This is a genomic window from Telluria sp. BA11, assembly GCF_056680305.1.
Window position 1 is genome coordinate 1,349,932 of the sequence record NZ_CM155275.1, and the last position, 26,055, is coordinate 1,375,986.

Annotated in this window: 26 protein-coding genes; 22 read left to right on the plus strand and 4 right to left on the minus strand. The window is 66.3% G+C overall.

The genetic code is table 11. The annotated features are described in order from the left end of the window. Positions 1–73: 73 nt before the first annotated feature. Genes fliD through AC1MGT_RS05900 form a run of 6 tightly spaced genes read left to right on the plus strand, consistent with a single transcriptional unit; the run spans position 74 to position 5,781 of the window. Positions 74–2,695 (plus strand): flagellar filament capping protein FliD, encoded by a 2,622-nt coding sequence (fliD, locus tag AC1MGT_RS05875; RefSeq protein WP_499503399.1) that lies wholly within the window; start codon positions 74–76, stop codon positions 2,693–2,695. A gap of 25 nt (positions 2,696–2,720) precedes the next feature. After that, complete coding sequence (gene fliS, locus AC1MGT_RS05880; protein WP_499503400.1) at positions 2,721–3,173, plus strand: flagellar export chaperone FliS; 453 nt, start codon at positions 2,721–2,723, stop codon at positions 3,171–3,173. Positions 3,174–3,193: 20 nt separating this feature from the next. After that, positions 3,194–3,517: a flagellar protein FliT gene (locus AC1MGT_RS05885; RefSeq protein WP_499503401.1), complete on the plus strand. Its 324-nt coding sequence runs from the start codon at positions 3,194–3,196 to the stop codon at positions 3,515–3,517. A 22-nt stretch (positions 3,518–3,539) separates the two neighbouring features. Continuing rightward, a complete protein-coding gene (gene fliK / locus AC1MGT_RS05890; RefSeq protein WP_499503402.1) occupies positions 3,540–4,682 on the plus strand; it encodes a flagellar hook-length control protein FliK in 1,143 nt (380 codons plus the stop codon). Further along, the gene (locus tag AC1MGT_RS05895; RefSeq protein WP_499503403.1) at positions 4,657–5,019 is read left to right on the plus strand and encodes an EscU/YscU/HrcU family type III secretion system export apparatus switch protein; all 363 of its coding nucleotides are present in this window, start codon (positions 4,657–4,659) and stop codon (positions 5,017–5,019) included. The genes fliK and AC1MGT_RS05895 overlap by 26 nt, the downstream gene beginning before the upstream one ends. A gap of 9 nt (positions 5,020–5,028) precedes the next feature. Continuing rightward, on the plus strand, positions 5,029–5,781 hold the full coding sequence (locus AC1MGT_RS05900) for a flagellar brake protein (protein WP_499503404.1): 753 nt from the start codon (positions 5,029–5,031) through the stop codon (positions 5,779–5,781). A gap of 35 nt (positions 5,782–5,816) precedes the next feature. Here the strand turns inward: AC1MGT_RS05900 and AC1MGT_RS05905 are convergent, their stop codons facing one another. After that, on the minus strand, positions 5,817–6,626 hold the full coding sequence (locus AC1MGT_RS05905; RefSeq protein ID WP_499503405.1) for an alpha/beta fold hydrolase: 810 nt from the start codon (positions 6,624–6,626) through the stop codon (positions 5,817–5,819). A 158-nt stretch (positions 6,627–6,784) separates the two neighbouring features. Between AC1MGT_RS05905 and AC1MGT_RS05910 the strand changes: the two genes are divergently transcribed. Further along, entirely contained in the window at positions 6,785–8,305 is a 1,521-nt protein-coding gene (locus tag AC1MGT_RS05910; protein WP_499503406.1) for an HD domain-containing phosphohydrolase, read from the plus strand. Here AC1MGT_RS05910 and AC1MGT_RS05915 read toward each other — a convergent pair. Both AC1MGT_RS05915 and AC1MGT_RS05920 read right to left on the minus strand, forming a co-directional pair. Next, positions 8,302–8,886 (minus strand): PEP-CTERM sorting domain-containing protein, encoded by a 585-nt coding sequence (locus AC1MGT_RS05915; RefSeq protein ID WP_499503407.1) that lies wholly within the window; start codon positions 8,884–8,886, stop codon positions 8,302–8,304. The two genes, AC1MGT_RS05910 and AC1MGT_RS05915, sit on opposite strands and share 4 nt — an antisense overlap. Positions 8,887–8,921: 35 nt before the next feature. Next, positions 8,922–11,165: a phosphocholine-specific phospholipase C gene (locus tag AC1MGT_RS05920; protein WP_499503408.1), complete on the minus strand. Its 2,244-nt coding sequence runs from the start codon at positions 11,163–11,165 to the stop codon at positions 8,922–8,924. A gap of 299 nt (positions 11,166–11,464) precedes the next feature. Here AC1MGT_RS05920 and AC1MGT_RS05925 point away from each other — a divergent pair, with 299 nt between their 5' ends. The 15 genes from AC1MGT_RS05925 (at position 11,465) to AC1MGT_RS05995 (ending at position 25,555) form a co-directional block, all read left to right on the plus strand. Then, entirely contained in the window at positions 11,465–13,294 is a 1,830-nt protein-coding gene (locus AC1MGT_RS05925; protein WP_499503409.1) for an ATP-binding protein, read from the plus strand. Continuing rightward, entirely contained in the window at positions 13,291–13,668 is a 378-nt protein-coding gene (locus AC1MGT_RS05930) for a response regulator (RefSeq protein WP_183555695.1), read from the plus strand. Before AC1MGT_RS05925 ends, AC1MGT_RS05930 begins: the two co-directional genes overlap by 4 nt. Positions 13,669–13,695: 27 nt before the next feature. Beyond that, a complete protein-coding gene (locus tag AC1MGT_RS05935) occupies positions 13,696–15,249 on the plus strand; it encodes an HD domain-containing phosphohydrolase (protein ID WP_499503411.1) in 1,554 nt (517 codons plus the stop codon). Continuing rightward, complete coding sequence (locus AC1MGT_RS05940; RefSeq protein WP_499503412.1) at positions 15,246–17,282, plus strand: ATPase, T2SS/T4P/T4SS family; 2,037 nt, start codon at positions 15,246–15,248, stop codon at positions 17,280–17,282. The genes AC1MGT_RS05935 and AC1MGT_RS05940 overlap by 4 nt, the downstream gene beginning before the upstream one ends. Before the next feature lie 5 nt (positions 17,283–17,287). Continuing rightward, positions 17,288–18,412, plus strand: a complete 1,125-nt coding sequence (locus tag AC1MGT_RS05945) for a type II secretion system F family protein (protein WP_499503413.1) — start codon at positions 17,288–17,290, stop codon at positions 18,410–18,412. 66 nt (positions 18,413–18,478) lie between these two features. After that, positions 18,479–19,114 carry a type II secretion system protein gene (locus AC1MGT_RS05950; protein WP_499503414.1) on the plus strand — a complete coding sequence of 212 codons (636 nt, stop codon included), beginning with the start codon at positions 18,479–18,481 and terminating at the stop codon, positions 19,112–19,114. A 16-nt stretch (positions 19,115–19,130) separates the two neighbouring features. After that, positions 19,131–19,685 (plus strand): prepilin-type N-terminal cleavage/methylation domain-containing protein, encoded by a 555-nt coding sequence (locus AC1MGT_RS05955; protein ID WP_499503415.1) that lies wholly within the window; start codon positions 19,131–19,133, stop codon positions 19,683–19,685. A 14-nt stretch (positions 19,686–19,699) separates the two neighbouring features. Beyond that, entirely contained in the window at positions 19,700–20,143 is a 444-nt protein-coding gene (locus AC1MGT_RS05960; RefSeq protein ID WP_499503416.1) for a type IV pilus modification PilV family protein, read from the plus strand. Continuing rightward, on the plus strand, positions 20,140–20,646 hold the full coding sequence (locus tag AC1MGT_RS05965; protein ID WP_499503417.1) for a PulJ/GspJ family protein: 507 nt from the start codon (positions 20,140–20,142) through the stop codon (positions 20,644–20,646). Before AC1MGT_RS05960 ends, AC1MGT_RS05965 begins: the two co-directional genes overlap by 4 nt. Beyond that, positions 20,643–21,518, plus strand: coding sequence for a DNRLRE domain-containing protein (locus AC1MGT_RS05970; RefSeq protein ID WP_499503418.1), 876 nt, complete (start codon positions 20,643–20,645; stop codon positions 21,516–21,518). Before AC1MGT_RS05965 ends, AC1MGT_RS05970 begins: the two co-directional genes overlap by 4 nt. Positions 21,519–21,573: 55 nt before the next feature. Then, entirely contained in the window at positions 21,574–22,698 is a 1,125-nt protein-coding gene (gene pilM, locus AC1MGT_RS05975; RefSeq protein WP_499503419.1) for a pilus assembly protein PilM, read from the plus strand. Beyond that, entirely contained in the window at positions 22,691–23,344 is a 654-nt protein-coding gene (locus AC1MGT_RS05980) for a PilN domain-containing protein (RefSeq protein WP_499503420.1), read from the plus strand. Before pilM ends, AC1MGT_RS05980 begins: the two co-directional genes overlap by 8 nt. Continuing rightward, on the plus strand, positions 23,341–23,874 hold the full coding sequence (locus AC1MGT_RS05985) for a GspMb/PilO family protein (protein WP_499503421.1): 534 nt from the start codon (positions 23,341–23,343) through the stop codon (positions 23,872–23,874). The genes AC1MGT_RS05980 and AC1MGT_RS05985 overlap by 4 nt, the downstream gene beginning before the upstream one ends. Then, on the plus strand, positions 23,871–24,215 hold the full coding sequence (locus tag AC1MGT_RS05990) for a hypothetical protein (protein WP_499503422.1): 345 nt from the start codon (positions 23,871–23,873) through the stop codon (positions 24,213–24,215). The genes AC1MGT_RS05985 and AC1MGT_RS05990 overlap by 4 nt, the downstream gene beginning before the upstream one ends. Then, positions 24,212–25,555, plus strand: a complete 1,344-nt coding sequence (locus AC1MGT_RS05995; RefSeq protein WP_499503423.1) for a type II secretion system protein GspD — start codon at positions 24,212–24,214, stop codon at positions 25,553–25,555. The genes AC1MGT_RS05990 and AC1MGT_RS05995 overlap by 4 nt, the downstream gene beginning before the upstream one ends. 4 nt (positions 25,556–25,559) lie before the next feature. Here the strand turns inward: AC1MGT_RS05995 and fliE are convergent, their stop codons facing one another. Then, positions 25,560–25,934, minus strand: a complete 375-nt coding sequence (fliE, locus tag AC1MGT_RS06000) for a flagellar hook-basal body complex protein FliE (RefSeq protein ID WP_183555708.1) — start codon at positions 25,932–25,934, stop codon at positions 25,560–25,562. Between the last annotated feature and the right edge of the window lie 121 nt (positions 25,935–26,055).

The window sequence follows — 26,055 nt, forward strand, 5'->3', positions numbered from 1 at the left end:
GCCTTTACCGCTCTTAAGTACGGTTTGTTTCTGCCGATAATGACTTACATTATTGCTTTCACCGGAGAAACAAGTGGCACTCGACATCGAAGGCATCGTTACCAAACTGATGCAAGCTGAAGCAAGGCCGCTCGACAATTACGCCAAGAAAACGGCAGCATTGCAAGCGAAGAACTCGGCCTTGAATCAGGTGAGCGCTGCCGTGGGTGCGTTCCAGGGCGCACTCTCGTCGCTGAACCAGTCGAACACCTTCCAGGGTCTGAGCGCCATCCCCTCCAACAAGGATATCTTCACTGGCACCGCCGGCGCCGGCGCCGTGCCGGGCAAGTACAAGGTCAACGTTACCCAGCTGGCCCAGTCGCAAAGTCTCAAGACGACGGGCATGGCCAGCAGCACCAGCACCATCGGCGCCGGTGCGCCAACCAATCTGACATTCCAGTTCGGCACCGTGACCGGCGGGACGTTCGGCGCCACCGGCACTGCGCTGGGCCTGGCCGCGGCCGCGGGCGGCATCGCCAACGGTTCGCTGAGCCTGAACGGTGTGGCAATCAGCACCAGTCCGACTACCCGCAGCGCCCGCGCCCTGGCCGAGGCCATCAACGCGCAGAGCGAAAAAACCGGCGTGGTCGCCACGGCTGGCAGCACCGAAACCGCCGCTGACCTGTTCGCCGGATTTGGTGATGTCAGCGTGACTGCAGGTTCCAGCTATGCACTGTCGGTGGGCGGCGTCCAGCTGGCCAACCTGAATACCGGCAGCGCACCACTTACTGGCGCCAGCCTTGATACCACCCTGGCCAGCGCCGGCACGCGCAACGCACTGGCTGCAGCGAACATTACCGTGAGTGGCAGCGCCGCCGACGGCACGCTGCAATTCAAGGCGGCCGACGGCAATACCATCGACGTAACCGAAACCGTGGCCGGCACTGTCAACGGCGGCATCAAGCATGCTGCTGGCGACGTCAACACCGGCGCGACCACAACCGCCACCGCTGGCGTCACGCTGCGCTCGAACGACGGCAACCAGATCCTGGTCGGCGGTAACAACCCGGCGTCTGCCGGTTTTACTGCAGGCAGCGTCGGAGCCCACCAGGGTTCTGGCTTCTCGCTCAATGGCGCAATCAACAGCAAAACCATTACGCTCGAAGCGGGCGACCAGACGCTGCAAGGCATCCGCGACGCCATCAACAAGGCCGATATGGGCGTGACGGCGACCATCGTCTCCGATGGCAGCAGCAAACCTTTCCACCTCGTGGTCACGTCGAACAAGACCGGCGAAGCCACGTCGATGAAGATTGGCGTCTCGGGTGAAGACGGTTCGGCAGCCGACCCGGCCCTCGCGGCCCTGCTGGGCTACGATCCCACCGGTGTGCAAGGCATGGCCCAGACCGCCGGGGCGCAGAGCACGCTGCTGAACATGAACGGCATCGAAATCAAGAGCGACAGCACCAGCGTCAAGGATGCGATCCAGGGCGTGACGCTCGACGTCAGCGCAGTCGGCAGCAGCACGTTGACGGTCACGAAGGACACGGGGGCCATCAGCACGGCCGTCAACGACTTCGTCAAGGCATACAACACGCTGAACTCGACGATGAGCGGTTTGACCAAGTACAACGCTGAGACCAAAAAGGGCGCGGTCCTGCAGGGCGACGCCAGCGTGCGCGCGATCCAGAGCCAGATGCGCCGCCAGATCAGCGCTGTCGTGGAGGGCACCGGCGGCAAGCTCAATTCGCTGAGCCAGATCGGCATTGGATTCCAGCAGGACGGCAGCCTGAAGCTGGATTCAACCAAGTTGAACAAGGCAATCACGGACAATGCGGCTGACTTCGGCGGGCTGTTTGCGGCGATGGGTTCAACCACCGATGGTCTGGTCAAGTTCGACAAATCGACCGCTGCCACCAAAGCGGGCACGTACGGCGTGAATATCACCAGCCTGGCTACCCAGGGCACGCTGGCGAGCAGCGCCGCACTTGGTACGACGACGACAATCGCCCCGAACACGGTCTGGCGGGTAACGTTGAACGATACCGATCCGGTCACCGACAGCAAGACGCAGGAAATCAAGCTGCCCGCTGGTAATTACAGCAAGGATGACCTGGCTGCGCTGCTGCGCTCGTCCATCAATGGCAACGCCGTCTTCGCCGGCGCCGGCGACACGGCCGAATCAAAGGTCGACGATGCAGGCATCCTGACGCTGTCGTCGAGCAAACATGGATCCACGTCGAACATCTCGATTGTCGGTGTCAGCGGCAGCGCGGTCAATTCGATCTTCGGCAGTGCCGCGCCAAGCAAGGGCGCCGATGTGGTGGGCACAATTGGCGGCGTAGCCGCCACCGGCAACGGCCAGGCGCTGACGGCAGCGCCTGGCTCGAACGCAGAGGGCATCCAGGTCTCGATCACCGGCGGCATCCTCGGTGATCGCGGTACCGTGACGTTCTCGCAAGGCTTCGCGTTCCAGCTCAATAACCTGGCCACCAGCTTCGTCGGCAAGGACAGCCTGCTCAAGAGCAAAACCGATGGCCTGAACGTATCGATCAAATCGGTCGCCGACCAGGCAGCGCGTTTTGAAACGCGCCTGGACAGCATCGAAAAGCGCTACCGCGCCCAGTTCGTCGCGCTCGACGCCATGATGAGCTCGATGCAATCGACCTCGGACTATCTAACCCAGCAGTTGGCGTCCATCGCGGCCAACTCATAATTTCAGCATCACCGGAGAATCTCATATGTTTGGAACCCCGAAACGCGGCGTCGGCGCCTATGCAACGGTTGGTCTGGAGACCGGCGTCGCTGCCGCCTCGCCACAGAAGCTGGTGGTCATGCTGTACGACGGCGTGATCGTCGCCCTGCTCAGCGCGATCAACCACATCAAGTCGTCGAACGTGGCCGCCAAGGGCGCCTCGATCTCGAAGGCCATCACGATCATCGACAACGGCCTGCGCGCCTCGCTCGACCAGAAAGCTGGCGGCGAGATCGCACAGAACCTCGATGCGTTGTACGATTACATGAGCCGCCGCCTGTTGCAGGCCAATATGAAGAACGATATCGCGATCATCGAAGAAGTCCATGGCCTGATGTCCGATCTGCGCGAAGCCTGGGTCGCGATCGGCGAAAAGAGCGATACGGCCGAGCAGGCCGTGCCGGCCATCCAGCGTGCCCCTACCCTGATGAGCGCATAAGGTTGACGATGACGATGACGATGAATGGACAAGAAGTGGTGACGGTCTACGAAACGATGGTCGGCATCACCGAGCGCATGCTCGACGCGGCCACCGCCAGCGAATGGGATCGCCTTGCCGAACTCGAGCAGGAATGCGCCGCCCATGCGCGCCGCCTCAAAGCCAACGAAGGCGTGGCCCCGCTGGCCGGCCAGGAACGCATGCGCAAGGTCAATGCGATCCGCCGCATGCTCGACGCCGACCGCCGCATCCGCGACCTGACCAGCCCATGGATGGCGCACCTGTCGTCCCTGATCAACAACAAATCGACCGAACGCCGCGTCGCGCGCGCCTACGGCATCTGATGCGCCCGGCGGGGGTTGACTGATGCTGCCCCGCGATCTCATTGGCGCCGTTACGCGCGTCACGCCGGGCCAGGCCGCCGAGCAGGCCGTCGACCCGCGCCAGCAAGCCTTTGCGCGCGCCGTCGCGCCGTTGCTGGGCAAGGCGATCCACGGCGAAATCCAGGCCAAACTGACTGACGGCACCTTCATCGTCAAATTCGCCGACACCCAGGCGCGCATGCAACTGCCCCCCGGCGCGCTGGTCGGCGCCGACGTGCCGCTCACGCTGATCGGCCTGCATCCCCGCCCTACCTTTCAGGTCGGCGCCCAGACCACTGCCACGGGCTTTGCTGAAGCCGGCCCCGCACCGCAAGCCGAAACCGACGCTCCCGGCGCGCCGCTGGGCTACCGCGAAGGCGCCGCCCTCGGCCGCGCCGGCGCCCTGCTGGCCTCCAGCGCCGGACTGGGCACGCAGGCCTTTGCCGGCGGCACCGAAGCAAAAAACACCACGCTGAGCCCTACCGCCCAGGCCCTGGCCGGCGTGCTGGCGGCCGCCCAGAAAGCCGAGACGGTGCTCACCGCCGTCACTGGCAGTGCGCCACTGGTGGCCACGCCGGACGCCGATCCGGCGGCGCTGGCTGCCGGCCTGAAGCAGGCGTTCGGCAAGAGCGGCCTGTTCTACGAATCGCACGTGGCCGAATGGGCGCAGGGCTCGCGCGCACTGGCCGAACTGGCGAACGAACCGCAGCAGCAGGCCGCACAAAACGGCGCGCGCCCGAACCCGCAGGATCCCGCCACCGCGCAGTTCATCAGCATGCAGCTGGCGGCGCAGGAGCAATCGCAACTGGCGTGGAAAGGCCAGCTGTGGCCCGGCCAGCCGATGGAATGGGATGTGCAGCGCGAAGCCCACGGCGGCGGCGGCGACGATGACGGGGCGATCTGGAACAGCCGCCTGCGCCTGCGGTTCCCCGAACTGGGCGAACTCGATGTGCAGCTGCGGATGGTGGGCGGCGCCTTGCAGATCGGGCTCGCAACCGGCGACGACGCCACCGCCGCCCTGCTGCGCCAGCACGTGCCGAACCTGGCGGGCGCACTCGATTCGGTGGGCACGCCGCTGGCAGGGTTCGATGCGCGCGCAAGGGCCGAGGCGGCGCCGAAGCATGATGATGATGGCGACCATGAATAAGCTGGCCAACCAGCGTATCAAGAGCGCGGTGGCAATGGCCTACAGCGCCGGCGAGAAAGCGCCGACGGTCGTGGCCAAGGGCTCCGGCATGGTCGCCGAACAGATCATCCGGCGCGCCCAGGATGCGGGCGTGTTCGTGCACGAATCGAAAGAGCTGGTCTCGCTGCTCATGCAGGTCGATCTGGACCGCGAAATTCCCCCAACGCTGTATCGAGCAATTGCGGAACTGTTGGCATGGCTATATCATATTGAGTCGGCTAAAAAGAACGGTGAGTCAATGCCCACCGCACCTGATCCGACGCCTCACCTCCCCCCGGAACAAGCGTCAAGGACATAAAGCCTAGCAATGGATGAAGCAGAACTGGAAGACTGGCACGACTACGAAGTCGCATCGCGCCGCGAGATCGTCTCGCTGCTGCGCCAGATCGGCGAACACAACCAGCTGATCCGTCTGCTGATCAGGGGTGAGGCCGACGTCTGCGTGACCTCGATCCTGGCCGTGGACGAAGACAGCAACACGCTCGTGCTCGATCGCTCGGTCGATCCGGCGCAGAACCAGCGCATGACGGGCGCAGCGCGCGCGAAATGCGAAACCACGCTCGACAAGATCCGCATCCTGTTCGGCGCCGCCAACCTGGCCCCGACAGTCTGGCGCGGCGAACCGGCACTGCGCGCCGACATTCCCCCCACCCTGATCCGCCTGCAGCGGCGCGAGTACTACCGCATGGCCACGCCCGTCACCAATCCGGTGCGCGCACTGATTCCAGTGCCGATGGAGGATGGTACCGGCGGCATGAGCGTCTTCGCGCTGCACGATATCAGCGTCGGCGGCATTGCGCTTCTCGATAGCAAGCTGCTGCTCGATACCACGGTCGGGCGCGTGATCGCCAACTGCCGCATCGAACTGCCCGAGATCGGGCCGATCGCCACCTCGCTCGAAATCCGCAATTCGCTCGACCTTACCCTGCTGAACCACAAGAAGACGCGCCGCATCGGCTGCCGGTTCGCTGACATCTCGCGCAGCGGACTGGCGGCGGTGCAGCGCTACATCACCAAGCTCGAACGCGAGCGCAACGCGAAGCTGGCCGGGCTGGCCTGACCGGCCGTGACTGGCCGTGCCTGACCAGTTTGCGGTCAGCCTTGTTTGCTGGCCGCGACCGCCTCCAGAATCACCTTTGCCACATCGGCCGGGCGCGATTGCTGCGGCACGTGGCCCGATGGCAGCACGGTGGTGTGGGCGCCAATTTTCTTTGCCATCGCGCGCTGCTGTTGCGGATCGATCATGCGGTCCTTGCTGCTGACGATATACCACGACGGTTTGACCTTCCACGCAGCGTTGCTGACTTTCTCGCCAAAGGCGCTGCCCTTGATCGGCCCCTGAGTTGCGCTCATCACGGCCGTTTGCGTGGCCGGCACGTCCTGCGCGAAGTCGTCGCGCATCGCCTCCGGCGGCAGGGTCAGGAAGCCTTCGCTGTCAGCCACAAGCTTGCCAATCCCCGGCGCCGGCGCATACCCGTTGCCCAGCTCCGCGCTGGTCTGGCCGGCATCCGGCGCGAACGCCGCCACATACACCAGCGCTGTGACCTTGTCGTGGGCGCCGGCTTCGGTAATCACGGTGCCACCCCACGAATGCCCGACCAGCACCACCTTGCCGGTCTGCGCATCGAGCACGCGCCGGGTGACGGCGGCGTCATCCTTCAGCGACGTGAGGGGGTTCTGGATCGCGGTGACTTTCACACCTTTCGCCTGCAGCAACGGAATCACTTTGGCCCAGTCGGACCCGTCGGCAAAGGCGCCGTGGACGATGACGACGGACGTTGCTGCAGGCGCCGATGCGGCCGCCGGTGCTGCCGGTGCTGCTGCCGGTTTTGCTGCGTGAGCCGTGCCGGCGACGACGGCAGCTGCGATGGCGATGGTGCGAAGCGTGGTGGTGAGTGTGGTCATGAAGTTCTCCTGGTGGGTGGTTGCTACGGTGAACCCAGTATAGGAAGTGGCTTGACAATCCGGTATCGGTCGATCGACCGATGCAGGCCGAACTGGCTATACTATCGGCGCCATCCGGCACGCAGGTGCGTCACCTGCCCATCCCACATAAAGGCATCATGGACACGCTAACCCAGGCATCCACGCCACCGCTCTCGCCTGCCAGCATCAGCCTGCACGGCCACGATACGGTGACGCTGGCGCAGGCCATGGGACTGCTCGCGATCGTCGGCGACCTGAGCATGGGCCAGCCCATTGATGCGTCAAGGCGCGCCGCGCGGCTCGCCGCACGCATCGCGCGAACCGCCGGCTGCGATGCTACTGCGGCTGCCCACGCGCGCATGGTGGCCCAGCTGCGCTGGTCGGGCTGCACCGCCAATGCCGCCGGGTTTGCCACGCTGCTGGGCGACGACGTGGGTGGCCGCCACGCGATGCTGGGCCGCACCCTCACGGCGCAGCAGGCCGCGCGCCTGGCAGACATCACCCCGTTGGCCGAAATACACTGCGAAGTCGCGGGCGACATCGCCGCCATGATGGGCTTGCCCGCCCCGGTCGAACACGGCCTGCGCCACGTGTTCGAACAATATGATGGCGGCGGCCTCCCCTATGGCCTGGAAGGCGGCGCGGTGCCGGCCGTCGTGTATCACGTGGCGCTGGCCGGCGACATCGAGATCTTCGCGCGCGTGCATGGATTGACCGTGGCGCTGGCCATGGTCGAGCGCCTGGGCGGCGTCAAGTATCCGGCAAACCTGGTGGCGCAGGTGCTTCCGCAGGCGCAGGCCTGGCTGGAGGCACTCGACAGCGCTGAAGAGCCGGCGCCACTGAACGACTTCCTGCCGCTGTCGGTGCCGCTGACGCTGGTGGCCGACATGATCGAACTGAAGCTGCCCTGGCTGGCCGGCTATTCACGCCGCGTGGCGCTGCTGGTGCAAGGCGCCGCGCAAGGGGCCGGCCTGCCGGACGCCGGCCAGCGCAGCCTGGCGCGCGCGGCGCTGCTGCACGGGATCGGGCGCGTGGCTGTGTCGAACACCGTCTGGGAGCGCAAGGGAAAACCGAGCGACGTCGACTGGGAAGCCATTCGCCTCGTGCCCTACTGGACCGCACGCGCCGGCAGCCGGATCGACGGCATGGCGGCCGACGCGCAACTGGCCTCACACGTGTATGAACGGCTGGATGGCAGCGGCTACTTTCGCAGTCTCGATGCCGACTCGCTCGGCCTGCCGCAGCGCCTGCTGGCCGCAGCGGCAGTCTATGTGGCCCTGCGCTCGCCGCGACCATGGCGCGCTGCGCACGAACCGGCGGCAACGCTGGCGCTGCTCGAAGCCCAGGTGACGGGCGGGCGCCTTGATCGCGCCGCCGTGGATGCCGTGCTGGCCGCCGCCGCAGGCCGCGCCGCGCCAGCCACCAGCACGGTCTCGACCACCGCGCCGGCATCGGCATCGGCGCGCCAGTTATTGTCGGCGCGCGAGGTCGATGTCCTTCAGCGCATCAGCCTGGGCGAGACCAACAAGGAAGCCGCCCGCGCAATGCGGATCAGTCCAAGCACCGTGCGCACGCATGTCGAGAGCATCTTTCGCAAGCTCGGATGCTCGACCCGCGCTGCGGCGACGTTGCGCGCGCTGACACTGGGACTGATTTAAAACGACGCGCGGCGCACCCGTAACACGCCGGCCATGCCAAGTCCGGCCAGCAGCAGCGCCAGCGAACCCGGTTCCGGCACCTCGGTCACACTGACAAAGCTGAAGTCGTCCATCGCATACGAACCCTGCGCGCCGCTGGAAACGACGACCGTATCGATCGCGCCATCCCAGCCGGCGTCCAAGAACGCGGCCACGCCGGACAGTTGCAGCGCCGACGTACTGGCGACCAGCAGACCCTGGAAGTACAGGTCGAAGCGCACGCTGCTGTCCTCGTAGCCCGAGAACCAGGCGCCCTCGAAGACGGTGGGCGCCAGGAAGCGGATGGTGCTGGCGACCGGCCCGCCGTCGGTCCAGTCGGTGGTGACCCGGCCCGTGCCGGAACGGGCGGCAAACGGATCCTGCTCGCTCGTGAAGACATTCAGACCGGCGCCCGACCAGTCGAGGCCACCGTAGTTGGCAGCGACGGCAGCGTAGCCGTCGGGGCCGACGATGTCGTCGAAATCGAGCACGGTGGCCGAGGCGAAGGGGGCGCACAGCGCGAAGGCAACGGCTGCGGCCGCGTTACGAAGCATGGGATGCATGGGAATCCTGTTAATGGTGATGGAAGCGAACATGGTCAGACCAGGCCCAGCGCCGGATCGCTGACCGTGTGGCGACCGGTTTCGACGCGCCCGGCAAAGCGGCGCAGGTAGTCGGGCTGGCCCGAGACCGTGGCGCTCAGGTCGTACCAGAAGCCATTGGCCGCCAGCGGAATGCGCACGAGCAGTTCGGTGCGCGGCGCCAGCGTGTGCAGCTGGCGCAATTGCGCGTAGGCGTTCGCATTCAGGTTGAACGTGCACGGCGCCGCGCCGGCATTCAGCAGGCGCAGTACCAGTTCCCCCGTGGCGGCGTCGCAGCGCACGTGGACGTCCGGACGTGCCTGCCCTGCCGCGACGGCGCGCAGCGCGCTGCCCGTGAAGTGGCGGTGATAGCCGTTCGGACCCAGCACCCACAAATCGTAGGCGCCGCCCACAGCGGGCGTCCAGCTGTCGGCCAGCGATTTGCCTGCCTCGACGGTGTAGCGGCGCGGCACGGCCGCCAGGTTCTTGCGGTCGTAGACGTGGAAGACCGCGCCCTGGCGCCCGCTATTGATGAAGTTCAGCGTCACCTGCACGGCGGCCATCGTGGCGCCGGGCTGCACCTGGCAGGTGGTGGCCAGTTCATACGGCAGCGCGCGCGATGGCCGCGTGCCCGGGGCCTGCAACGGCATTTGCGGCGACGCCGGCGGCGCGATCTGCGCCAGGCGTTGCTGCGCGGCGCGCAGGGCGTCGGCCTGGCTGCGATTGGTGCGGCCCTGCAGTGCCGGCAGCGCCTCGTCGTTCGGTGTCGCGAAGTTGAAGGCGCTCGTCAGATCGCCGCAGACGGCGCGGCGGTACGCGCTGATGTTCGGCTCGATGACACCGAAGCGCGTTTCCAGGAAGCGCAGCACCGACGTGTGGTCGAACACCTGCGAATTGACCCAGCCGCCGCGGCTCCACGGCGAAATCACGTACATCGGCACGCGCGGACCGGGCCCATAGACGCGCCCGTCCGCCGCCGGTTGCCGGGTGCTGCCGGCAGGCCGGGGGTGCGTGTAGTATTCCGGGCCCAGCGCGCCAGGGGACAGCGTCGTCTTGCCGGCGTAGCCGCCCTTGCCGTCCGGCGATGGCGCGGAGGGCGACGGCACGTGGTCGAAGTAGCCGTCGTTCTCGTCGAAGTTGACGATCAGGACCGTTTTGCTCCAGACCTCGGGATTGGCCGTCAGCGCGTCCAGCACCTCTTGCAGGAACCAGGCGCCCTGCACCGGGCTCGATGGGCCCGGGTGTTCGCAGTAGATCGATGGTGCGTTGATCCACGACACCTGCGGCAGCTTGCCTTCGCGGATGTCGCGCCTGAAGGCGTCCAGGTATTGCTCGGGCTTGGTACCCGGCAAGGTGTTGGCAATGCCCTTGTAGAGCGGGTTCTTCGCGTTGTCGGTGGCCGCATCGTAGGCGTGATACGGCAGCGCCTGGCCCGTGTTGGTGTATGGCTGGCCGGGGGCGCCGCCGCTGGACACCGGATAGCCCGACGCGATATTGGCACGCCGGAACTGGCGGAATGCCCCCAGCATATTGTCGCCCCATTCGTCGGGCATGTTCTGGTAGCTGATCCAGCTCACGCCTGCCTTCTCCAGACGCTCGGCATACGTGGTCCAGGTATAGCCGGTGTTCACGCCGCCTGGCAGGCCGTCGATGGCATCCCACTCATTCGAGACGAAGGCCGTGCCGGTGGGTCCGGCGCCATTGGTGCCGGTCAGGAAGAACGACCGGTTCGCGTCGGTCCCCGTGTGCATCGCACAGTGGTAGGCGTCGCAGACCGTGAACGCATTGGCCAGCGCAAACGCGAACGGAATCTCGCTTTCCTTGAAGTAGCCCATCGAGATGGGATTCTTGTAGCGCGGCCACTGGTCCATGCGGCCGTTGTCCCAGGCCAGCTGGCTGTCGAGCCAATCGTGGGGCGTTCCATTGACGCGCTGGGCGTTGCCACGGCTGGCGTCCAGGTGGAACGGCATCACGACGTTGCCGTTGGCCAGGCGCTGCTGCCAGACACTGCGCCCTTCGGGCAGCGGGATCGTGAAGCGGTCACCGAAGCCGCGCACGCCCTTGAGCGTGCCGAAGTAATGGTCGAACGCGCGGTTTTCCTGCATCAGGATCACGACGTGCTCGACGTCGCGGATGGTCCCCGTCGCGTTATTGGCCGGGATGGCAAGGGCGCGCTGGATGGCGGGCGGAAAGGCGGCAAACGTGCCGGCTGCGATACCCGCGCGCGCACTGTTGCGCAGGAAACTGCGTCGTGAAGTCATAGGGGCGTATCCAAAGACGTGAATGTTTTAGCCGGGAAATTTATGTTGCAATTTATTGTCTTGTCGACATGATGCAAGACGGCGCCAGCGTACGCCCGGATCGTGACGACGCCATGACACATCCATGGACTGACGGTGGACGTGAAGACAACGTGAAAACAACATTCAACGTTGTCACACAATTATTTTTTTAAAGAAATGTTGCGCACAATTGGAATTTTATTTGCCTGTTTGCAACCGCCAACCTATAGTTTTGATCGTTACAGTTCGCTAGATTCCATTTCGCCAAGTCCATCCGCATGAAACTCAACCGCATCGGCATCATCCTCATCGCCTGTGCACTGGCGGCCATTACCCTCGTCGTCGCATTGCTCGTGGTCCGGCAGCAGGCCAGCCAGGCTGCGCAGGTGCGCAACAAGGGTGTCGGACTGGTCAAGGCGCTCAGCACCGTCCCGATGGCGCTCCTTGCCGACAGCAGCGGCCGCAGCGGCGTGCTCGCCGCAGTGCTTGCCTCGAACGACGGCAGCGACTTTGCTTATGTGACAATTGGCGATGCGACCGGCCGCACGCTGGCCGAGATCGCGGGCAGCGGCAGCATCGCGCCTGCCACGCCGCTGCCTGCCGATGCGCAGGCCGGCTTCGGTGAGCGCACGCTCCCGGCAACCGGCGGCAGCGAGCCGCTGCGCGAATTCTATGGCCCGCTGGCCGACGGCAGCGGCGGCAAGGCGTTTGTCCGCGTCGGCTTCCACCAGCCGGGCTTTACCGTGCTGGCGCAGGATGTGTCGTTCCTCGCGCTGCTGGCGCTGATGATGTTTCTGGTCGTGCCAGTCATGTACGTCGTCATCAAGCGCGAGATGGCGCCGCTCGCGGCGCTCAGCCACCAGCTGCGTGGCCAGCTGCGCCAGCTTGCCGCGCCCGGCAGGCCGGATCAGCCAGGCGCTGACGACATGCGCGAGCTGATCACCAATATGCAGCACTACCTCGACCAGGCCGGCGCCCGCATCGTCCAGCTCGAGGAAGGCTCGCTCAACACCACCGCCGACAACCGCCTGCTGCAATACGGCAGCAAGAAGCTCAATGCGGCGCTGCAGTCGCTGCCGGACGGCCTGTTGATGCTCGATCCGGCCGGCGACGTCACGTTCGCCTCCGGCAAGGTCGAGCCTCTGCTGGGCATCCCGATGGACCAGATCCTGGGACAGCCGCTCGATGCCTGGTGCTGCGATCCGGCGCTGCGCACGCTGTTCGGCCGCTACAGCGGCGACCTGCGCGACAACGCCCGCTCGCACAAGATCGACTTCGCGCCGCTGAATGTCGAAGGCCGGCAGCTGAGCGCCACCGCGCAACCGCTCAGCGGCGGGCACGGCACGATGTCGTTCGGCACGCTGGTCGTGCTGCGCGACGTCACCCGCGAATACCTGGCGCGCCAGGCGGGCAACGACTTCGTCGCCCACGTCTCGCACGAACTCAAGTCGCCGCTCAACGTCATCGGCATGTACGCCGAGATGCTGGCCGACAGCGACGACGAGAGCATGCGCGTCGAATCGCTGAACGTGATCCAGGACGAGATCGAGCGCATGAATGCGCTGGTGGGCAACCTGCTCAACGTAAGCAAGCTGGAAACCGGCAGCATGAGTCCCGAACGCAATCGCGTGCGGCTCGACGACATGCTGCGCGACGCGTATGAGCAGGCGTTGCCACGCGCCGAAGGCAAGCAGCTGCGCGTGCTGCTCGACCTGCCGCGCGAACTCGAGGCCGTGGCGATCGACAAGGACCTGTTCCGCATTGCGCTGAACAACTTGCTGACCAATGCCATCAAATACAACCGCCCGGGCGGCAGCGTGACGCTGGCGGCCCGCAATGAGGACAATGAAATCGTGATCAGCGTACGCGACACCGGCATCGGCATCGCGCCGGAAGCCCAGGACCGCATCTTCGAGAAGTTCTACCGCGTCAGTGAAGCAGGCGCCGCCACCCAGCGCGGTGGCCACGGCCTGGGCCTGTACCTGGCAGCCCAGATCGTCGAACTGCACCACGGCCGCCTGGTCGTCGAAAGCGAACCCGGCGTGGGCAGCACCTTCTCGGTGCACTTGAAAATCGTTTCCGCGCCCGCCGGCGCTGCCGTGCTATGAGCGCGCGCCACATCCTGCTCGTCGACGACGAGCCCCATGTCCTGCGCGTGCTGCGCCTGTCGCTCGAACGCGAAGGCTATATCGTGGCCACCGCCAGCGATGGCAACGCCGCGCTGGCCGCGATGGCGCAGCAGCTGCCCGATGTCTTGATCAGCGATATCCAGATGGACGGGATGGACGGGCGCACGCTGTGCCCGCTGGCTCGCGCCACCTATCCGGACCACCCGTTCCTGATCCTGGTCATGACGTCGATGACCGCGCTCGACGAGCGTGCCTGGGCGCGCGAACTGGCCAATACCGAATTCCTTGAAAAACCCCTGAGCCCGCGCCAGCTGGTGGCGCGGTTGTCCCGCCATTTCGCGGCCCTGGCGTAACGCCGCGCCAGCCACCAAAGCCTGCCCATGTCCCTTGATCTTCTGCCCACCCTCGACTACACCCGCCACGAGCGCTGGCTGCGCCGCAGCACCGGGAGCGATTATTCACTGGCCGTCTGCGACGCCGCTGGCGCGCCCTGCTGGAGCGCGCCTGGCGACACGACGCTCGCATCGTGGATCACGGCGCTCAATGCGGGCGGCTTCGCCTGGCCATCCACGGGCGACGGCATGCAGCGCCACGATGCGGGCGATGCCACCCTGCTCTACACGCCGATCATCGCCAAAAGCGGCCTGATCGGCTACCTCGCGGTTCGTGCGGACAAGGCGACCACGGCGGCCACCGACGTGCCGTTCGCCTGGGACGCGCTGGCCGAAGCGCTCGAAGACATCGCCAGCACCATCGCCGACGACTGCCGCACGCAGGGCGAGCTCGATGCGATGGCCGGCGAACTGTCGGACCGCTACGAAGAGCTGCACCTGGTGTACGCGATCGACCGCCAGGTGCAGGACATGACCACGGGCGAAGACCTGTTCGGCGAGCTGCTCGAGAGCTGGGCCAGCCACATGGACGCCGACGTCGCCGCCTTCATCAAGCCGGGCGAGAACCTGTGCGTCTCGGCCACCAACCTGTCGGCGCCGATCCATAACCTCGACCTGGTATTGGTCGAGATGCGCGGCGACCTGTACCGCTTCTCGCATTCGTCGCGCCAGCCGATCGTCATGAACGAACCCGACGATCCGCGCCGCGCCTACATCTTCACCGACATGCCGTTCAAGATCCTGTGCTGCCCGGTCTTCCAGGACAAGTCGGTCGTGGCGATCCTGGTGCTGCTCAACCATGCGAACAAGGAAGACTTCAGCAACAGCGACCGCAAGCTGGGCGAAGTGCTGGCCAATCACCTGTCGAGCCTGTCGCGCATGCACAGCATGCTGGCCGAAACGAGCAAGTTCAACCAGCAGATGGCGGCCGCGCTGATCGAAGCGGTCGAAGCGAAAGACCCGTACACGCGCGGCCACAGCGAGCGCGTGCACCACATCGCGATGGAAATCGGCCGCGCGCTGCGCCTGCCGCCGCGTGAACTGGACAACCTGTTCTGGGGTTCGCTGCTGCACGACGTCGGCAAGATCGGCATCCCCGACGCCGTGCTGTGCAAGCCGGGCCGCCTGACGCGCGATGAATTCACCTTCATCATGGTCCATCCCGAGCGCAGCTACGAAATCCTGCGCCACATCGACCGCCTCAAGGGCGCGGTGCCGGGCGCGCGCCACCACCAGGAAAAGTACGACGGCACTGGCTATCCGCATGGCCTGGCCGGCAACGACATCCCGTACAACGCGCGCATCATTGCAGTGGCCGACACCTACGACTCGATCACCAGCTCGCGCGCCTACCGCGCCGGGCGCAGCCACGAAGTGGCGATGGCCGAGATCGCGCGCTGCGCAGGCACCCAGCTCGACCCGGGTGTCGTGGCGATGTTTGAAACGGTATGCCGCGCCGAACCGGGCTGGATCGCCGAATTCCGCATCGCCCGCGATCCGGTGCCAGCACCGGCCCCAGCGCAGGTCGCCGTCACCGCATGAGCGAGACCGCTGCCCCCGAGCGGATCACCCGCAGCCGCATCGGCGCCATGACGTATCTGGCGCCGCTGACGGCGCTGGTGGCCGACGAGGCCGTCCAGACGCTGCAGGCGGCGCTGAACGAATGCGTGGCCCAGCACCAGGTGTCGATCGTGGTCGACCTGGGCAAGGTCACGCTGCTGTCCGGGCGCGCGCTGAGCATGATGGCCGACATGGGCGAGCGCCTCGGTGAGCTTGGCGGCTGGCTCAAGCTGGCCTACCCGAATGCCCTGCTGCAGGACATCCTGGCGGCCACGGGTCTGCTGGAACAGCTGCCGCTGTTCGATGCGCGGCCTACCGCGCCGCGCCGCGTGCGCGAACCGGGCAGCAAGCTGGGCGACATCCTGGTCGAGCGTGGCGCGGCCAGCGCTGAACAGGTCGCCGAGGCGGCGCGCCTGCAGGACCAGACCGGCAAGCGCATGGGCCTCATCATGGTCGAGCGCAAGTGGATCACCGAAGCGGCGCTGTACCAGGCGCTGGCCGACCAGCTGGGCCTGCCGTATGTGCAGCTGCGCACCGGCCTGTACGACCCGGGCGCGCTGGCGCTGCTCGAACGCGATGTCACGCGGCGCCTGAACGTGCTGCCGCTGTTCCAGGTGCAGGGCACACTGACCGTGGCCAGCGCCGAACCGCAGGCGATCCACAGCATCGACGAACTGCGCGCCCGCACCGGCGTGCGCATCCGCATCGTGGTCGCGCCGCCGGCCGATATCCGGCGTCTGGCCGACGAAGCCTATGGCGGCGCCCTGCCCGATTTCGTGCAGACCGAAGCGAGCGACCTGGAACTGATCGAGTCGACGATTCCCGACGACTACACGCAGATCGACGAGATGGCCGGCGCCAGCCCCGTCATCAATATGGTCAATGCCGTGATCCAGCGCGCGATCCGCGATGGCGCCAGCGACATCCATATCGAGATCTCGCGCAACCGCGCCCGCATCCGGCTGCGCATCGACGGCGTGCTGTACGAAGTCATGTCGCCGCGCGTGGACCAGCACCCCGCCATCGTCTCGCGCCTGAAGGTGATGGCCAACCTCGACATCGCCGAGCGCCGCCTGCCGCAGGACGGCCGCATCCAGGTGGCGACCCAGGGCCGCACGGTGGACCTGCGCTTCTCGTCGCTGCCCGGCATCTACGGCGAAAAGGTCGTGCTGCGCGTGCTCGACAAGAACCAGTCGATCCTCGACGTCGACAAGCTCGGCATGAATGCACATGCGGTCGGCGCGTTCAAGCGCCTGCTGGGCCGCAGCCATGGTCTGATCCTGGTTACCGGCCCGACCGGCAGCGGCAAGACCACCAGCCTGTACGCGGCGATCAGCCACCTGAAAAGCATCGAAAAGAACATCGTCACGATCGAGGATCCGGTCGAATACCAGCTCGACATCATCAACCAGAACCAGGTCAACGACGCCATTGGTTTGAGCTTCCCGAAGATCCTGAAACACGTGCTGCGCCAGGACCCGGACATCATCATGATCGGCGAAGTGCGCGACCGCCAGACCGCCGAGATCGCGGTGCAGGCGGCGCTGACCGGCCACCTGGTGCTGACCACGCTGCACACCAACGACACGCTGGGCGCAGTCTCGCGCCTGGTCGAGATGGGCGTGGAGCCGTACCTGCTGTCGTCGGCGCTGATCGGCGTGATGGCGCAGCGTCTCGTGCGGCGCGTGTGCCAGGGTTGCCGCACCAGTTACCTGGCCACGCCCGAAGCGGCGGCGGCTTACCGCTGGCGCGGCCAGGGCGACCTGCGCCTGATGCGCGGGCGCGGTTGCCCGGCCTGCTATGACTCCGGCTACAAGGGCCGCATGGGCATCTACGAGCTGCTCGAAGTCGGTCCCGACCTGCAGCGCATGATCGTGGCCAATGCCAGCAAGGACCAGCTGGCTGCGCACGTGGCCTCGACCGGCCACCATGACCTGTACGCCGACGGCATGGCGCGCGCCTTCGATGGCCACACGACGCCCGAGGAAATCGCGCGCGTCGTGCATTCGCTGTAACCGCCATGCCGATCGAACTCGACGCCGCCGGCCCGGGCCCCGACCCGGCCCGCAAGACCGCACCGTCAGCCGCCTCGTGGTGGACCCTCGGCGCACGTCCGCCGGGCATGCGCGAACGGGCGCTGTTTACCGAACGCCTGGCGCTGCTGCTCGAAACGGGCGTGCCGCTGCACACGGCGCTGCAATCGCTGCACGACCAGACCGAGCCGGGCCAGCTGCGCACGATGATCGGGACCATCGGTGACGACATCCTGGCCGGTGAACGCTTTTCGTCGGCGCTCGGGCGCCATGCGCTGTTCCCGGGCAGCTACGTCAACCTGATCGCGGCCAGCGAGGCCGGCGGCTTCATGGCCGAGGTGCTGGTGCAACTGGTCGAGCTGGACGAAAAAGAAGAGCGCCTGCGCGCGATGCTGGTCTCGGCCCTGTCGTATCCGGTGATCCTGCTGACGTTTTCGTTCGCGGTGGTGGTGTTCATTTTGACGTTCGTGTTCCCCAAGTTTGCCGTCATGTTCGCGTCGATCCATGACCAGTTGCCGATCACCACGCGCGTGCTGTTGGTGGTGAGCGAGGTACTTACGGGGCATGGCGCGATTGTCGCGGCGCTCACGGCCGGCGCTGTTGGCGCGGGCTGGGTGCTGATGCGTCAGCCCGGCGTGCGCGTCGCGATCGACCGCGCCAAGTTGCGCCTGCCGGTCGTGCGCGACGTGTTCGCCAAGATCTATCTGACGCGCCTGCTGCGCGTGATGGGCATTTCTCTCGAACACGGTGTGACGATCCTGGCCACGCTCGAGGCCTGCCGCGCGGTGGTGACCAATGCCGACTTCCAGCGCTTCATCCTCGACCTCGAACGCGACGTCACCGAGGGCAAGGGCATTGCCGCCGGCTTCGAGCACAGCAATTTCGTGCCACTGTCGGTGCGCCAGATGATCGCTACCGGCGAGGCGACCGGCACGCTGGGCCGCGTCATGACCCGCGTGGCCGACTCGTACGACCGCGAATTGACGCGCCTGCTGGCGCGCCTGACGAAGATGGCGGAACCCGTGATGCTGCTGGTAATGGGTGTACTCGTCGGCACCATTGTCAGTTCGCTCATCTTGCCGATATTTAAATTATCACGCGCTGTGCACTGAATCGTTTCTCAAAAACCACACATTCTTCACACGATACATTTCGACATTCCGTGCGGAAACATGGTCATGTTACTCTACGGCATTGTGAATTTTAACAAGCCATCACTGCCGGGCAGTGTGGTTCAACCCAAGAGAAAAGCCATGTTCCGTTCATTCAAGCGCACCGCCGCAGCCGGTTTTACCCTGATCGAATTGCTGATTGTTGTGATTATTCTGGCAATTATTTCTGCGATTGCGATTCCACAGTTTTCGGCGGCGACGGCTGATGCGCAGAACTCGGCACTCGATGCAAACCTGGCGTCGGTTCGCAACGCCATTGAACAGTACCGCGCCCAGCATACTGGTTTCATCTACCCTGGCGTCAACGCTTCGAGCGGCGGCACTTGTCCAGCCGGAGCAACGCAAGGCACTGGTGAAGCAGGCTCGTTCCAGGCTTTCAGGGACCAGATGCAGTTCGCATCCAATGCACGAGGTCAGACTTGTTCGGTCGCTGGCGGTGAATTCCGCTTCGGTCCCTATCTGCGCCAGGGTGTCCCTAACGAGCCAATCAATAACGTCGCCACCATTACGGTCACCAACACCGGTGTGCCGATTGTCCCGACCGCTGCTATCGGAGGCTGGGCCTATGACATCCGTTCCGGCCAGTTTGTTATGAACAGCAACGCTGTGGGTCCTGACGGCCGGGCTTTCTCGGCCCACTGATCCTGAGTCAGTCAGCATGTACGCACGCCATTGCGCAGCCTACACGCTGACCGAACTCCTGATTGTGGTCGCCATCCTCGCCATCGCCGCCGCCGTTGCCATCCCGACGGCGCAACCGGTGGCAGAGTTTCGCGCCGATGCAGCCGCCGGCGAAGTGGTGAATGCGCTGCGCTTTGCCCGCGAAGACGCGCAGTACAGTGGCGAGCAACGGCTGTTTGACTGCGATGCGCCGGCCAATGCGATCGCCGTGTACGCCCTGGTTACTGCCCGGACCACCACTACGGCGTCGAACATACCCGTCGAACACCCATTCGCCCGCGCACCCTACCTGCTCAACCTGAACGCTGCCCCCGCCGGAAACACCATGGCCCTCGTGCGCTGCACCTTTACCTTCGAGGACAACTCGACCGCTGCTGCCGTCGCATTCGATGCAGCCGGCAAGCTGCTGCGTGGTGCAGGCAGCGGCGCGGCGCGCGATCGTGTGCTGCGCGCGGGCCAGGTCGTACTGGGCGCCGGCAATGTCGAGCGCACGATCACCATCGACGCCACTGGTCGCATCACGGTTTCCTGACCATCTTGCCGACCATGCATGTTCTCCCATCGCGCACCAGGGGTGCCGGCATGACGCTGCTCGAAGCCGTGTTCGCCCTGCTGCTGCTGTCGGTCTGCCTGATCCCGGCCGCCAATGCGCTGCGCGGCGCCATCAACGTGCCTGCCGACAGCGCCCTCGCGGCACGCGATCTCGACTGCGTCAGCACGCTGATGGAATCGGTGCTGGCTGAACCCTATGGCAACCTGTACGCCGCCGTCGGCGAACCCGATGCACCATCGACCTACTCGACGCCGGCCGGCGCCAACGCGCTGCCGACGGCGCCCGATTGTCCCCCGATGACGGTCACCATCACCTCGTACGGCACTGACCGGACGCGCAAGCTTGGTGCCTCCGGCACCAGCAGCTACCTGCTGCGCGTGGTGGCGTTCGTGACGGCCGACGGCCGGTTTCCCCTTGCCACGCTGGTGGCGCAATGAACGCGCTTCGCCTGGCACGCGGCTATACGCTGCTCGAACTGCTCATCGGCCTGGCCATCGCGGCGATCGTGATGCTGCCCCTGACCGACATGCTGCGCGCGGGCGCCGACAATGCGCGCTTCGTGCGCGCGGAACTGGACCGCAACGCGGACGCGCGCTACGCCATCAACCGCATTGCCGCCCAGTCCACGCGCAACGGACCGGTGCCCGGACCGATACCCGATAAGGCAAATGCCGGCAACCCCGCGGCCTGGCTCGCACCGCTGCAATACACGCTGCAGAACGGCGTCCTGCTGGAAAGCCACTCCACCGCCACCCCTGCGCGCCAGTCCGTGCTCGCCACCAGCGTGCAATCGTTCGCCGTCGACATTCCCGACAACGGCGTGGGCCAACCGGTCCTGCGCATCGCCCTGGTACTGGCGCGCCCGGATTGCGACGGCAGTGGCGTGCAAGCCTGCAGCGTAGCGTACACGCGCAGCGTGCGCCTGGGCGCGCCGCTATGAGGCCGCCGCGCCAGGGCGGCGCCTTGCTGCTGATGGTCGCGCTGCTGCTGGCCACGCTGGCGGCGCTGGCATTCGGCATGCACCGCGCGGGGAGCGTCGAACTGCGCTCGATCAATGACGATTACGAAGGCCGCGCCGCGGCCTACGTGGCCGAAGCCGGGATTGCGGCTGTGCGCTGGTCCAGCCAGCTCAACGATTGCAAGGGCACGAGCTACAAGGACCAACCCTTCGGCGCAGGCACTTTCACGGTATCGGCCAAGGAGAATTCCGGAAAGATCAAGATCACCGCCAGCGGGCAATTCAACGGGGCCGTGCGCACGCCGGAAGAGCGCGAAGTCCGTATCTACAAGCTGACAGACCCAAAAAGTTACGATATCGACGACGATGTGAAGGACACCACGATCGCCCGGCAGAGCGGGCCGCTCAACAAGGGCAATCTGAGCCTGGTTTCAAACGGGGCGCACATCCTGATGTCCTGGAAGCTGGACGATGTCGACGACGATGTACGGGTGCTCTCGGCCACGCTCACCCTGGTGCAGGCAAGCACAGGCAGTACCGCGCGCCGGATCGCGGTGCACCGGGTCACAGCGCCCTGGGATGACAGCGCGACCTGGACCAGGCCGCGCGGCGGCGCCACCTGGGATGGCGGCGCCTACAACAGCGCGGTGCTGGCCAGCGCCAGCGTGACCAGCACCGGTCCGGCCATCCTGAACGTCACCGGCCTGATTGACAGCTGGGCCGCCAAACGCTTCCCCGAGCACGGCCTGCTGTTGCGCCTGCCCGATCCGGGCCAGGCTGCCACCTTCTACAGCAACGAAGCGAGCGACAGCCGGCGCCCGCTGCTACGCGTTGTCGCAGCCGACAAATGCTGATGAACGAACCCATGCATCCACACGCGCCTGGCGCCATGACTGGAGACGCCGCGCCATGACCCTCCATCGTCTTGTGGCTGGCCTGCGACGCCGCCTGCAGCCCTCAAGCGCGCGGCCCATTGGCGCCGACTTCGCCGCCAACCGGCTCAACCTGGTACAGGCCGACTGGCGCGATGGCGGCTGGCGGCTGCGCGCTGCCAGTTCGCTGCCCTATCCGATGCCGCGTGACGTGCTGCTGGCCTCCCCGAAGGCGCTGGTGCAATTCGTCGATGCCGCGCTGGCGCAGGCGCCTTTCCAGGGCCGCCGCGTGATTTCCGCGCTGCCCCCGGCCGACGTGCGCATCCTGCCGCTCACCGTGCACGTCGCCACCGGCCAGACCGAGGCGCAGGCAGTGGGCCGCGCGGTGAGCGAGCAACTGGGCGAGCGCGCCGGGCAGCACGTCATCGATTATTACCAGGTGCGCGGCGCCGACATGGATGGCGGCGAACGGCAGGTGCTGGTCGCTGCCGCGCTCAAGCACCGGGTGCTCGATTACCTGGCGATGCTGGAACACGCGCGCCTGGAGCCGGTCGCCCTTGACATCGGCCCGGCTGCCATCGGCCGCCTGCTGGCCACGCTGCACGGCAGCGACGTCGGCCAGTCGGTCGCGCTGCTCAATTTCGGCGCTGCCAAAAGCTACCTGACCGTGATCTGGGGCCGGCGCCTGATGCTCGATCGCGAGATTGCGTTTGGCGAAGACATGCTGGCGGGGGCTGTTGCGGGCGCGCTCGACCTGCAACCCGATACGGCCGCCAGCCTGCTGCGCCAGCACGGCATCGGCGCGCGCCCCGGCATGGCCATCGACGATCCGCACATCGAGCTGCGGCGCGCGATCCGCGCCATCCTGCACCCGGCCTGCCAGGCACTGGCAGACGAACTCGCCCATACCCAGGTGTACGTGGCCTCGCGCACGCGCGGCAGCTCGATCAGCCGCCTGTACCTCAATGGCAGCCTGGCGCGCTACCCCGACATCCAGTCCCGGATCGCCGAGCTGATCGACGTGCCGGTGCACCTGCTCGATCCGTTCGGTGCTTTCCCCGAGTCGGCCCAAAATATGGCACACGGCACGGCAGGCGAACAGGCGACGACATCGCTCGCGCTGGCCACCGGCCTGGCGCTGCGCGGAGGCGCCGATGGCTGATATCGACATGATCCCGCGCAGCTATCGAGATGGCGTGCGCGTGCGCCGCACGCTGCGCCGCGCCGGCATGGCGCTGACGGCGATCGTCCTGGCCGCGGCGACAGGCAGCGGGGCGCTGCGCTGGCAGAGCGCCGCGCTGGAGCGCCGCACGGCCACGCTGCAGCAGGCAGCCAGCGCGGCGCAGACCAGCCAGGCGCAGGCGGCCACCGCGTACGCGGCGCGCGAACGTCTCGTGCAGCAGCAGGGCCTGCTGCGCGCGCTGCGGCGCGAAGGCGAACTGGCCGCACTGGCCGCCGCCATCGACAGCGCCCTGCCCGCGAATGCCTGGCTGACCGCCATCAATCTGCAGCGCGACCTGCAACTGGCCACGGCGGCCCCGGCCACCGCTTCGGCCCCGGCCCCGGACAGCCGGGCAACGACATTCGCCACCGGCAACGCCGATGGCGGCACGCTGGTGATGATCAGCAGCGTCGAACTGGCCGGTCAGGCTGCCGATTACAACGGCATCACGGATTTCCTGTCGAACCTGGGGCGCATGCCCGGCATGCATGGCGTCGAACTGCTCTCGAGCAGCGCCAATCCGTCGACGGCGGCGATCGATTTCCGCGCCGTGGTCATGCTGGTCCCGCCGGTGGAGGCGCCATGAGCCCGAAACTGCGCGACCTGCTCGCCGCCCTGCCCGCGCGCCAGCTCAATCTCATCGTCGGCGGCGCGATCGTCATCGCGCTGCTGCTGGCCTGGACGCTGGCCCTGCGCGCGCCGCTGGCCGCCTACCGGCAGCACAAGGCAGCGCTGGCCGCACTCGAAGCAGCGGGCACGGCCACACCAGGCGCTGCGCCGCCGACGGTCTTCGCCGCTGCCATCACGCCGGCGCCAGCGCCCCCGGAGCCGCTGGCCCTCATCGCGGCGGTCAGTCGCATTGCTGCAGCGTCCGACGTGGCCGTGTTGTCGGCAGCGCAAGGCGCGCAGCGCACCGTGGGCGGCGTGCGCCTGCTCACGGTCGAGATCGTCGCCAGCGCCCGCTACACCGCCCTGCTGGACTGGCTCGCCGCCATCGAGCGGCAGCAGCCAACCGTGGGCATCCACCAACTGACCGTGGAAGCCGCCGACGATACCGACGACCGCGCCATCACCCTGCAGCTTGTCATCCACGACACTGGAACACCACCACCATGAAACACACTTTGATGCCGACGCTGGCGCTGGTCCTTGCTGGCCTGGCAGCCAATGTGCTGGCCACGCCGCCCCGCATCGTGCGCGATCCGTTCGTGAGCCGGCTCCCGGCCAGCGCGCCATTGGCCGCTGATGCGCCTGCGCCCGTGCCCGCCACGCCGCCACGCCTGCGCGCGGTGGTGCTCAACGGCGCGCATTCGCTGGCCAATCTTGACGGCAATGTCGTGGCCACCGGCGAGCGCGTCGCCGGCTATACGGTCGTGCGCATCGATGCGCGCGGCGTGCTGCTGGCGCACGCCGGCAACCAGCACCTGCTGACCATGCAGGACAAGGACACCCAATGACGCCGCGCTTCCTGCTCGTCGCCCTGTGCGCAGCCTGGGCGTCGCTCGCACTGCCCGCAGCCGCGAACACTGTCGCGCCGGCCGTGGTGACGAAAAGCACGGCCACCGCACCGGTACCGCTGGCCCCGGTGACGATGTCGTATACATTCCGCGACACGCCCATCGAAGAATTGTTCAACATGATTGCGCGCAGCGCGCGCATCAATATCGTGCTTGGCAAGGGGGTTGGCGGCAACGTCTCGATCAACCTGTACGACATGACGGTGCGCGAGGCGATCGAGGCAATCGCCGAAGCCGGCGGCTTTGCGGTCACGGAACGTGCGGGCGGTTTCCTGATTTCGGATCCGAAGACCGCGCTGCCCGAGCGCGGCGCCATTCTGCAGGTGAAGGCGATGAAGGTGCGCTACGCCGACGTGACCAAGGTGGGCGCCATCCTGGCGCGCCAGATCGGCGTGCCCGGCACGGTCACCGTGCTCGACCAGACCAAGACGCTCGTGATCGAAGCGACCGCGGCGGGCCTGGAGCGCGCAGCGCTGGTGCTGCGTGAAATCGACCGTGCGCCGCAGCAGATCCTGATCGAAGCAAAGATCCTGGAAATCACGCTCGACCAGAACGAAAACTTCGGGGTCGACTGGTCGCGCGTGTTCAGCGGCGATGGCCCCGACACAGTGGGCGCGACAGGCTTTGCCACGCGCGCCGGCCCGCGCTTTTTCCTGAACCTGGTCAATGGAAATATCGAGGCCTACCTGAGCGCGCTGAGCAACAAGGGCCGCGTGCACACGCTGGCCACGCCGCGCCTGCTCGCCCTCGAGGATCAGGAGGCGAGCACGAATGTCGGCGACCAGCTGGGCTACCGGCTGACGACGACGATCAACAATGTCACGTCCGAATCGATCGAGTTCCTCGACACCGGCGTGATCCTGCGCGTGACGCCGTCGGTCGACGCCGACGGGCGCATCATGATGAAGATCCGGCCTGAGGTCAGCTCGGGCTCGGTATCGGCCGGCATTCCGTCAAAGAAGACGACTGAAGTGAATACGCAACTGGTGGCCAGTGACGGACAACCGGTGCTGATCGGCGGCCTGATCAAGCGCAGCCGCACCTACCGGCGCCTGGGTATCCCGCTGCTGTCGGATATTCCGGTGATTGGCGGCGCCTTTGGCAGCACCGACGACGGCGGCGCGGCCACCGAAACGATTGTCGTCATCACGCCGCGCATCGTGCCTTCCAGCGGCCCGGCCATCGATGGCGTTACCGAACGCACGCTCCAGCAGGCCGAGCAGACCATGCGCACGCGCGGCGATATGCTCGACCGCAAGCTCGATACGCTCGACCGCTAGGGCATTACACCTGCATGTTCATGATGTCCTGATAGGCGGAAATCATTTTGTTGCGTACCTGCACAGTCGCCTGGAACGCAATGCTCGATTTTTGCATCGCCACCATCGTGTCCGACAGGCTGACCGTATCGTCACCCATCGTGAACCGCTTGCTCAGGGCTTGCGCCTCGGCCGAACGATCGCTCACGCCCTGCAGCGTGCTGTGCAGGGCTTCCGCAAAATCGAGCTTGACCGTGGGTTTGCCCCCGATCGCGCTCGCGCCGCCCAGGCCATTGGCCACCTCGGGCGCTGCCGACGCCTTGGTCGCTGCCGCCTTGAGCTGCTCCATCATGGCCTGGATCCGGCTTGTATCAATCCCGCCGATGCCGCCAATACTCATCTTGCCCTCCGCTTGTGTTCGCCTTGCAGAAAACTCTACAAATGCACTCAGGAAAGCAGAATAGCAGCGCAAAAGCGAATTTGACGTGCGAATCAGGCCCGTAAACGCCCGCTATTTCGGG

Coding starts and splice junctions, on each gene's coding strand:
- fliS (WP_499503400.1), top strand. CDS start 2,721: ATGTTTGGAACCCCGAAACGCGGCGTCGGCGCCTATGCAACGGTTGGT.
- AC1MGT_RS05885 (WP_499503401.1), top strand. CDS start 3,194: ATGAATGGACAAGAAGTGGTGACGGTCTACGAAACGATGGTCGGCATC.
- fliK (WP_499503402.1), top strand. CDS start 3,540: ATGCTGCCCCGCGATCTCATTGGCGCCGTTACGCGCGTCACGCCGGGC.
- AC1MGT_RS05895 (WP_499503403.1), top strand. CDS start 4,657: ATGATGATGATGGCGACCATGAATAAGCTGGCCAACCAGCGTATCAAG.
- AC1MGT_RS05900 (WP_499503404.1), top strand. CDS start 5,029: ATGGATGAAGCAGAACTGGAAGACTGGCACGACTACGAAGTCGCATCG.
- AC1MGT_RS05905 (WP_499503405.1), bottom strand. CDS start 6,626: ATGACCACACTCACCACCACGCTTCGCACCATCGCCATCGCAGCTGCC.
- AC1MGT_RS05910 (WP_499503406.1), top strand. CDS start 6,785: ATGGACACGCTAACCCAGGCATCCACGCCACCGCTCTCGCCTGCCAGC.
- AC1MGT_RS05915 (WP_499503407.1), bottom strand. CDS start 8,886: ATGCATCCCATGCTTCGTAACGCGGCCGCAGCCGTTGCCTTCGCGCTG.
- AC1MGT_RS05920 (WP_499503408.1), bottom strand. CDS start 11,165: ATGACTTCACGACGCAGTTTCCTGCGCAACAGTGCGCGCGCGGGTATC.
- AC1MGT_RS05925 (WP_499503409.1), top strand. CDS start 11,465: ATGAAACTCAACCGCATCGGCATCATCCTCATCGCCTGTGCACTGGCG.
- AC1MGT_RS05930 (WP_183555695.1), top strand. CDS start 13,291: ATGAGCGCGCGCCACATCCTGCTCGTCGACGACGAGCCCCATGTCCTG.
- AC1MGT_RS05935 (WP_499503411.1), top strand. CDS start 13,696: ATGTCCCTTGATCTTCTGCCCACCCTCGACTACACCCGCCACGAGCGC.
- AC1MGT_RS05940 (WP_499503412.1), top strand. CDS start 15,246: ATGAGCGAGACCGCTGCCCCCGAGCGGATCACCCGCAGCCGCATCGGC.
- AC1MGT_RS05945 (WP_499503413.1), top strand. CDS start 17,288: ATGCCGATCGAACTCGACGCCGCCGGCCCGGGCCCCGACCCGGCCCGC.
- AC1MGT_RS05950 (WP_499503414.1), top strand. CDS start 18,479: ATGTTACTCTACGGCATTGTGAATTTTAACAAGCCATCACTGCCGGGC.
- AC1MGT_RS05955 (WP_499503415.1), top strand. CDS start 19,131: ATGTACGCACGCCATTGCGCAGCCTACACGCTGACCGAACTCCTGATT.
- AC1MGT_RS05960 (WP_499503416.1), top strand. CDS start 19,700: ATGCATGTTCTCCCATCGCGCACCAGGGGTGCCGGCATGACGCTGCTC.
- AC1MGT_RS05965 (WP_499503417.1), top strand. CDS start 20,140: ATGAACGCGCTTCGCCTGGCACGCGGCTATACGCTGCTCGAACTGCTC.
- AC1MGT_RS05970 (WP_499503418.1), top strand. CDS start 20,643: ATGAGGCCGCCGCGCCAGGGCGGCGCCTTGCTGCTGATGGTCGCGCTG.
- pilM (WP_499503419.1), top strand. CDS start 21,574: ATGACCCTCCATCGTCTTGTGGCTGGCCTGCGACGCCGCCTGCAGCCC.
- AC1MGT_RS05980 (WP_499503420.1), top strand. CDS start 22,691: ATGGCTGATATCGACATGATCCCGCGCAGCTATCGAGATGGCGTGCGC.
- AC1MGT_RS05985 (WP_499503421.1), top strand. CDS start 23,341: ATGAGCCCGAAACTGCGCGACCTGCTCGCCGCCCTGCCCGCGCGCCAG.
- AC1MGT_RS05990 (WP_499503422.1), top strand. CDS start 23,871: ATGAAACACACTTTGATGCCGACGCTGGCGCTGGTCCTTGCTGGCCTG.
- AC1MGT_RS05995 (WP_499503423.1), top strand. CDS start 24,212: ATGACGCCGCGCTTCCTGCTCGTCGCCCTGTGCGCAGCCTGGGCGTCG.
- fliE (WP_183555708.1), bottom strand. CDS start 25,934: ATGAGTATTGGCGGCATCGGCGGGATTGATACAAGCCGGATCCAGGCC.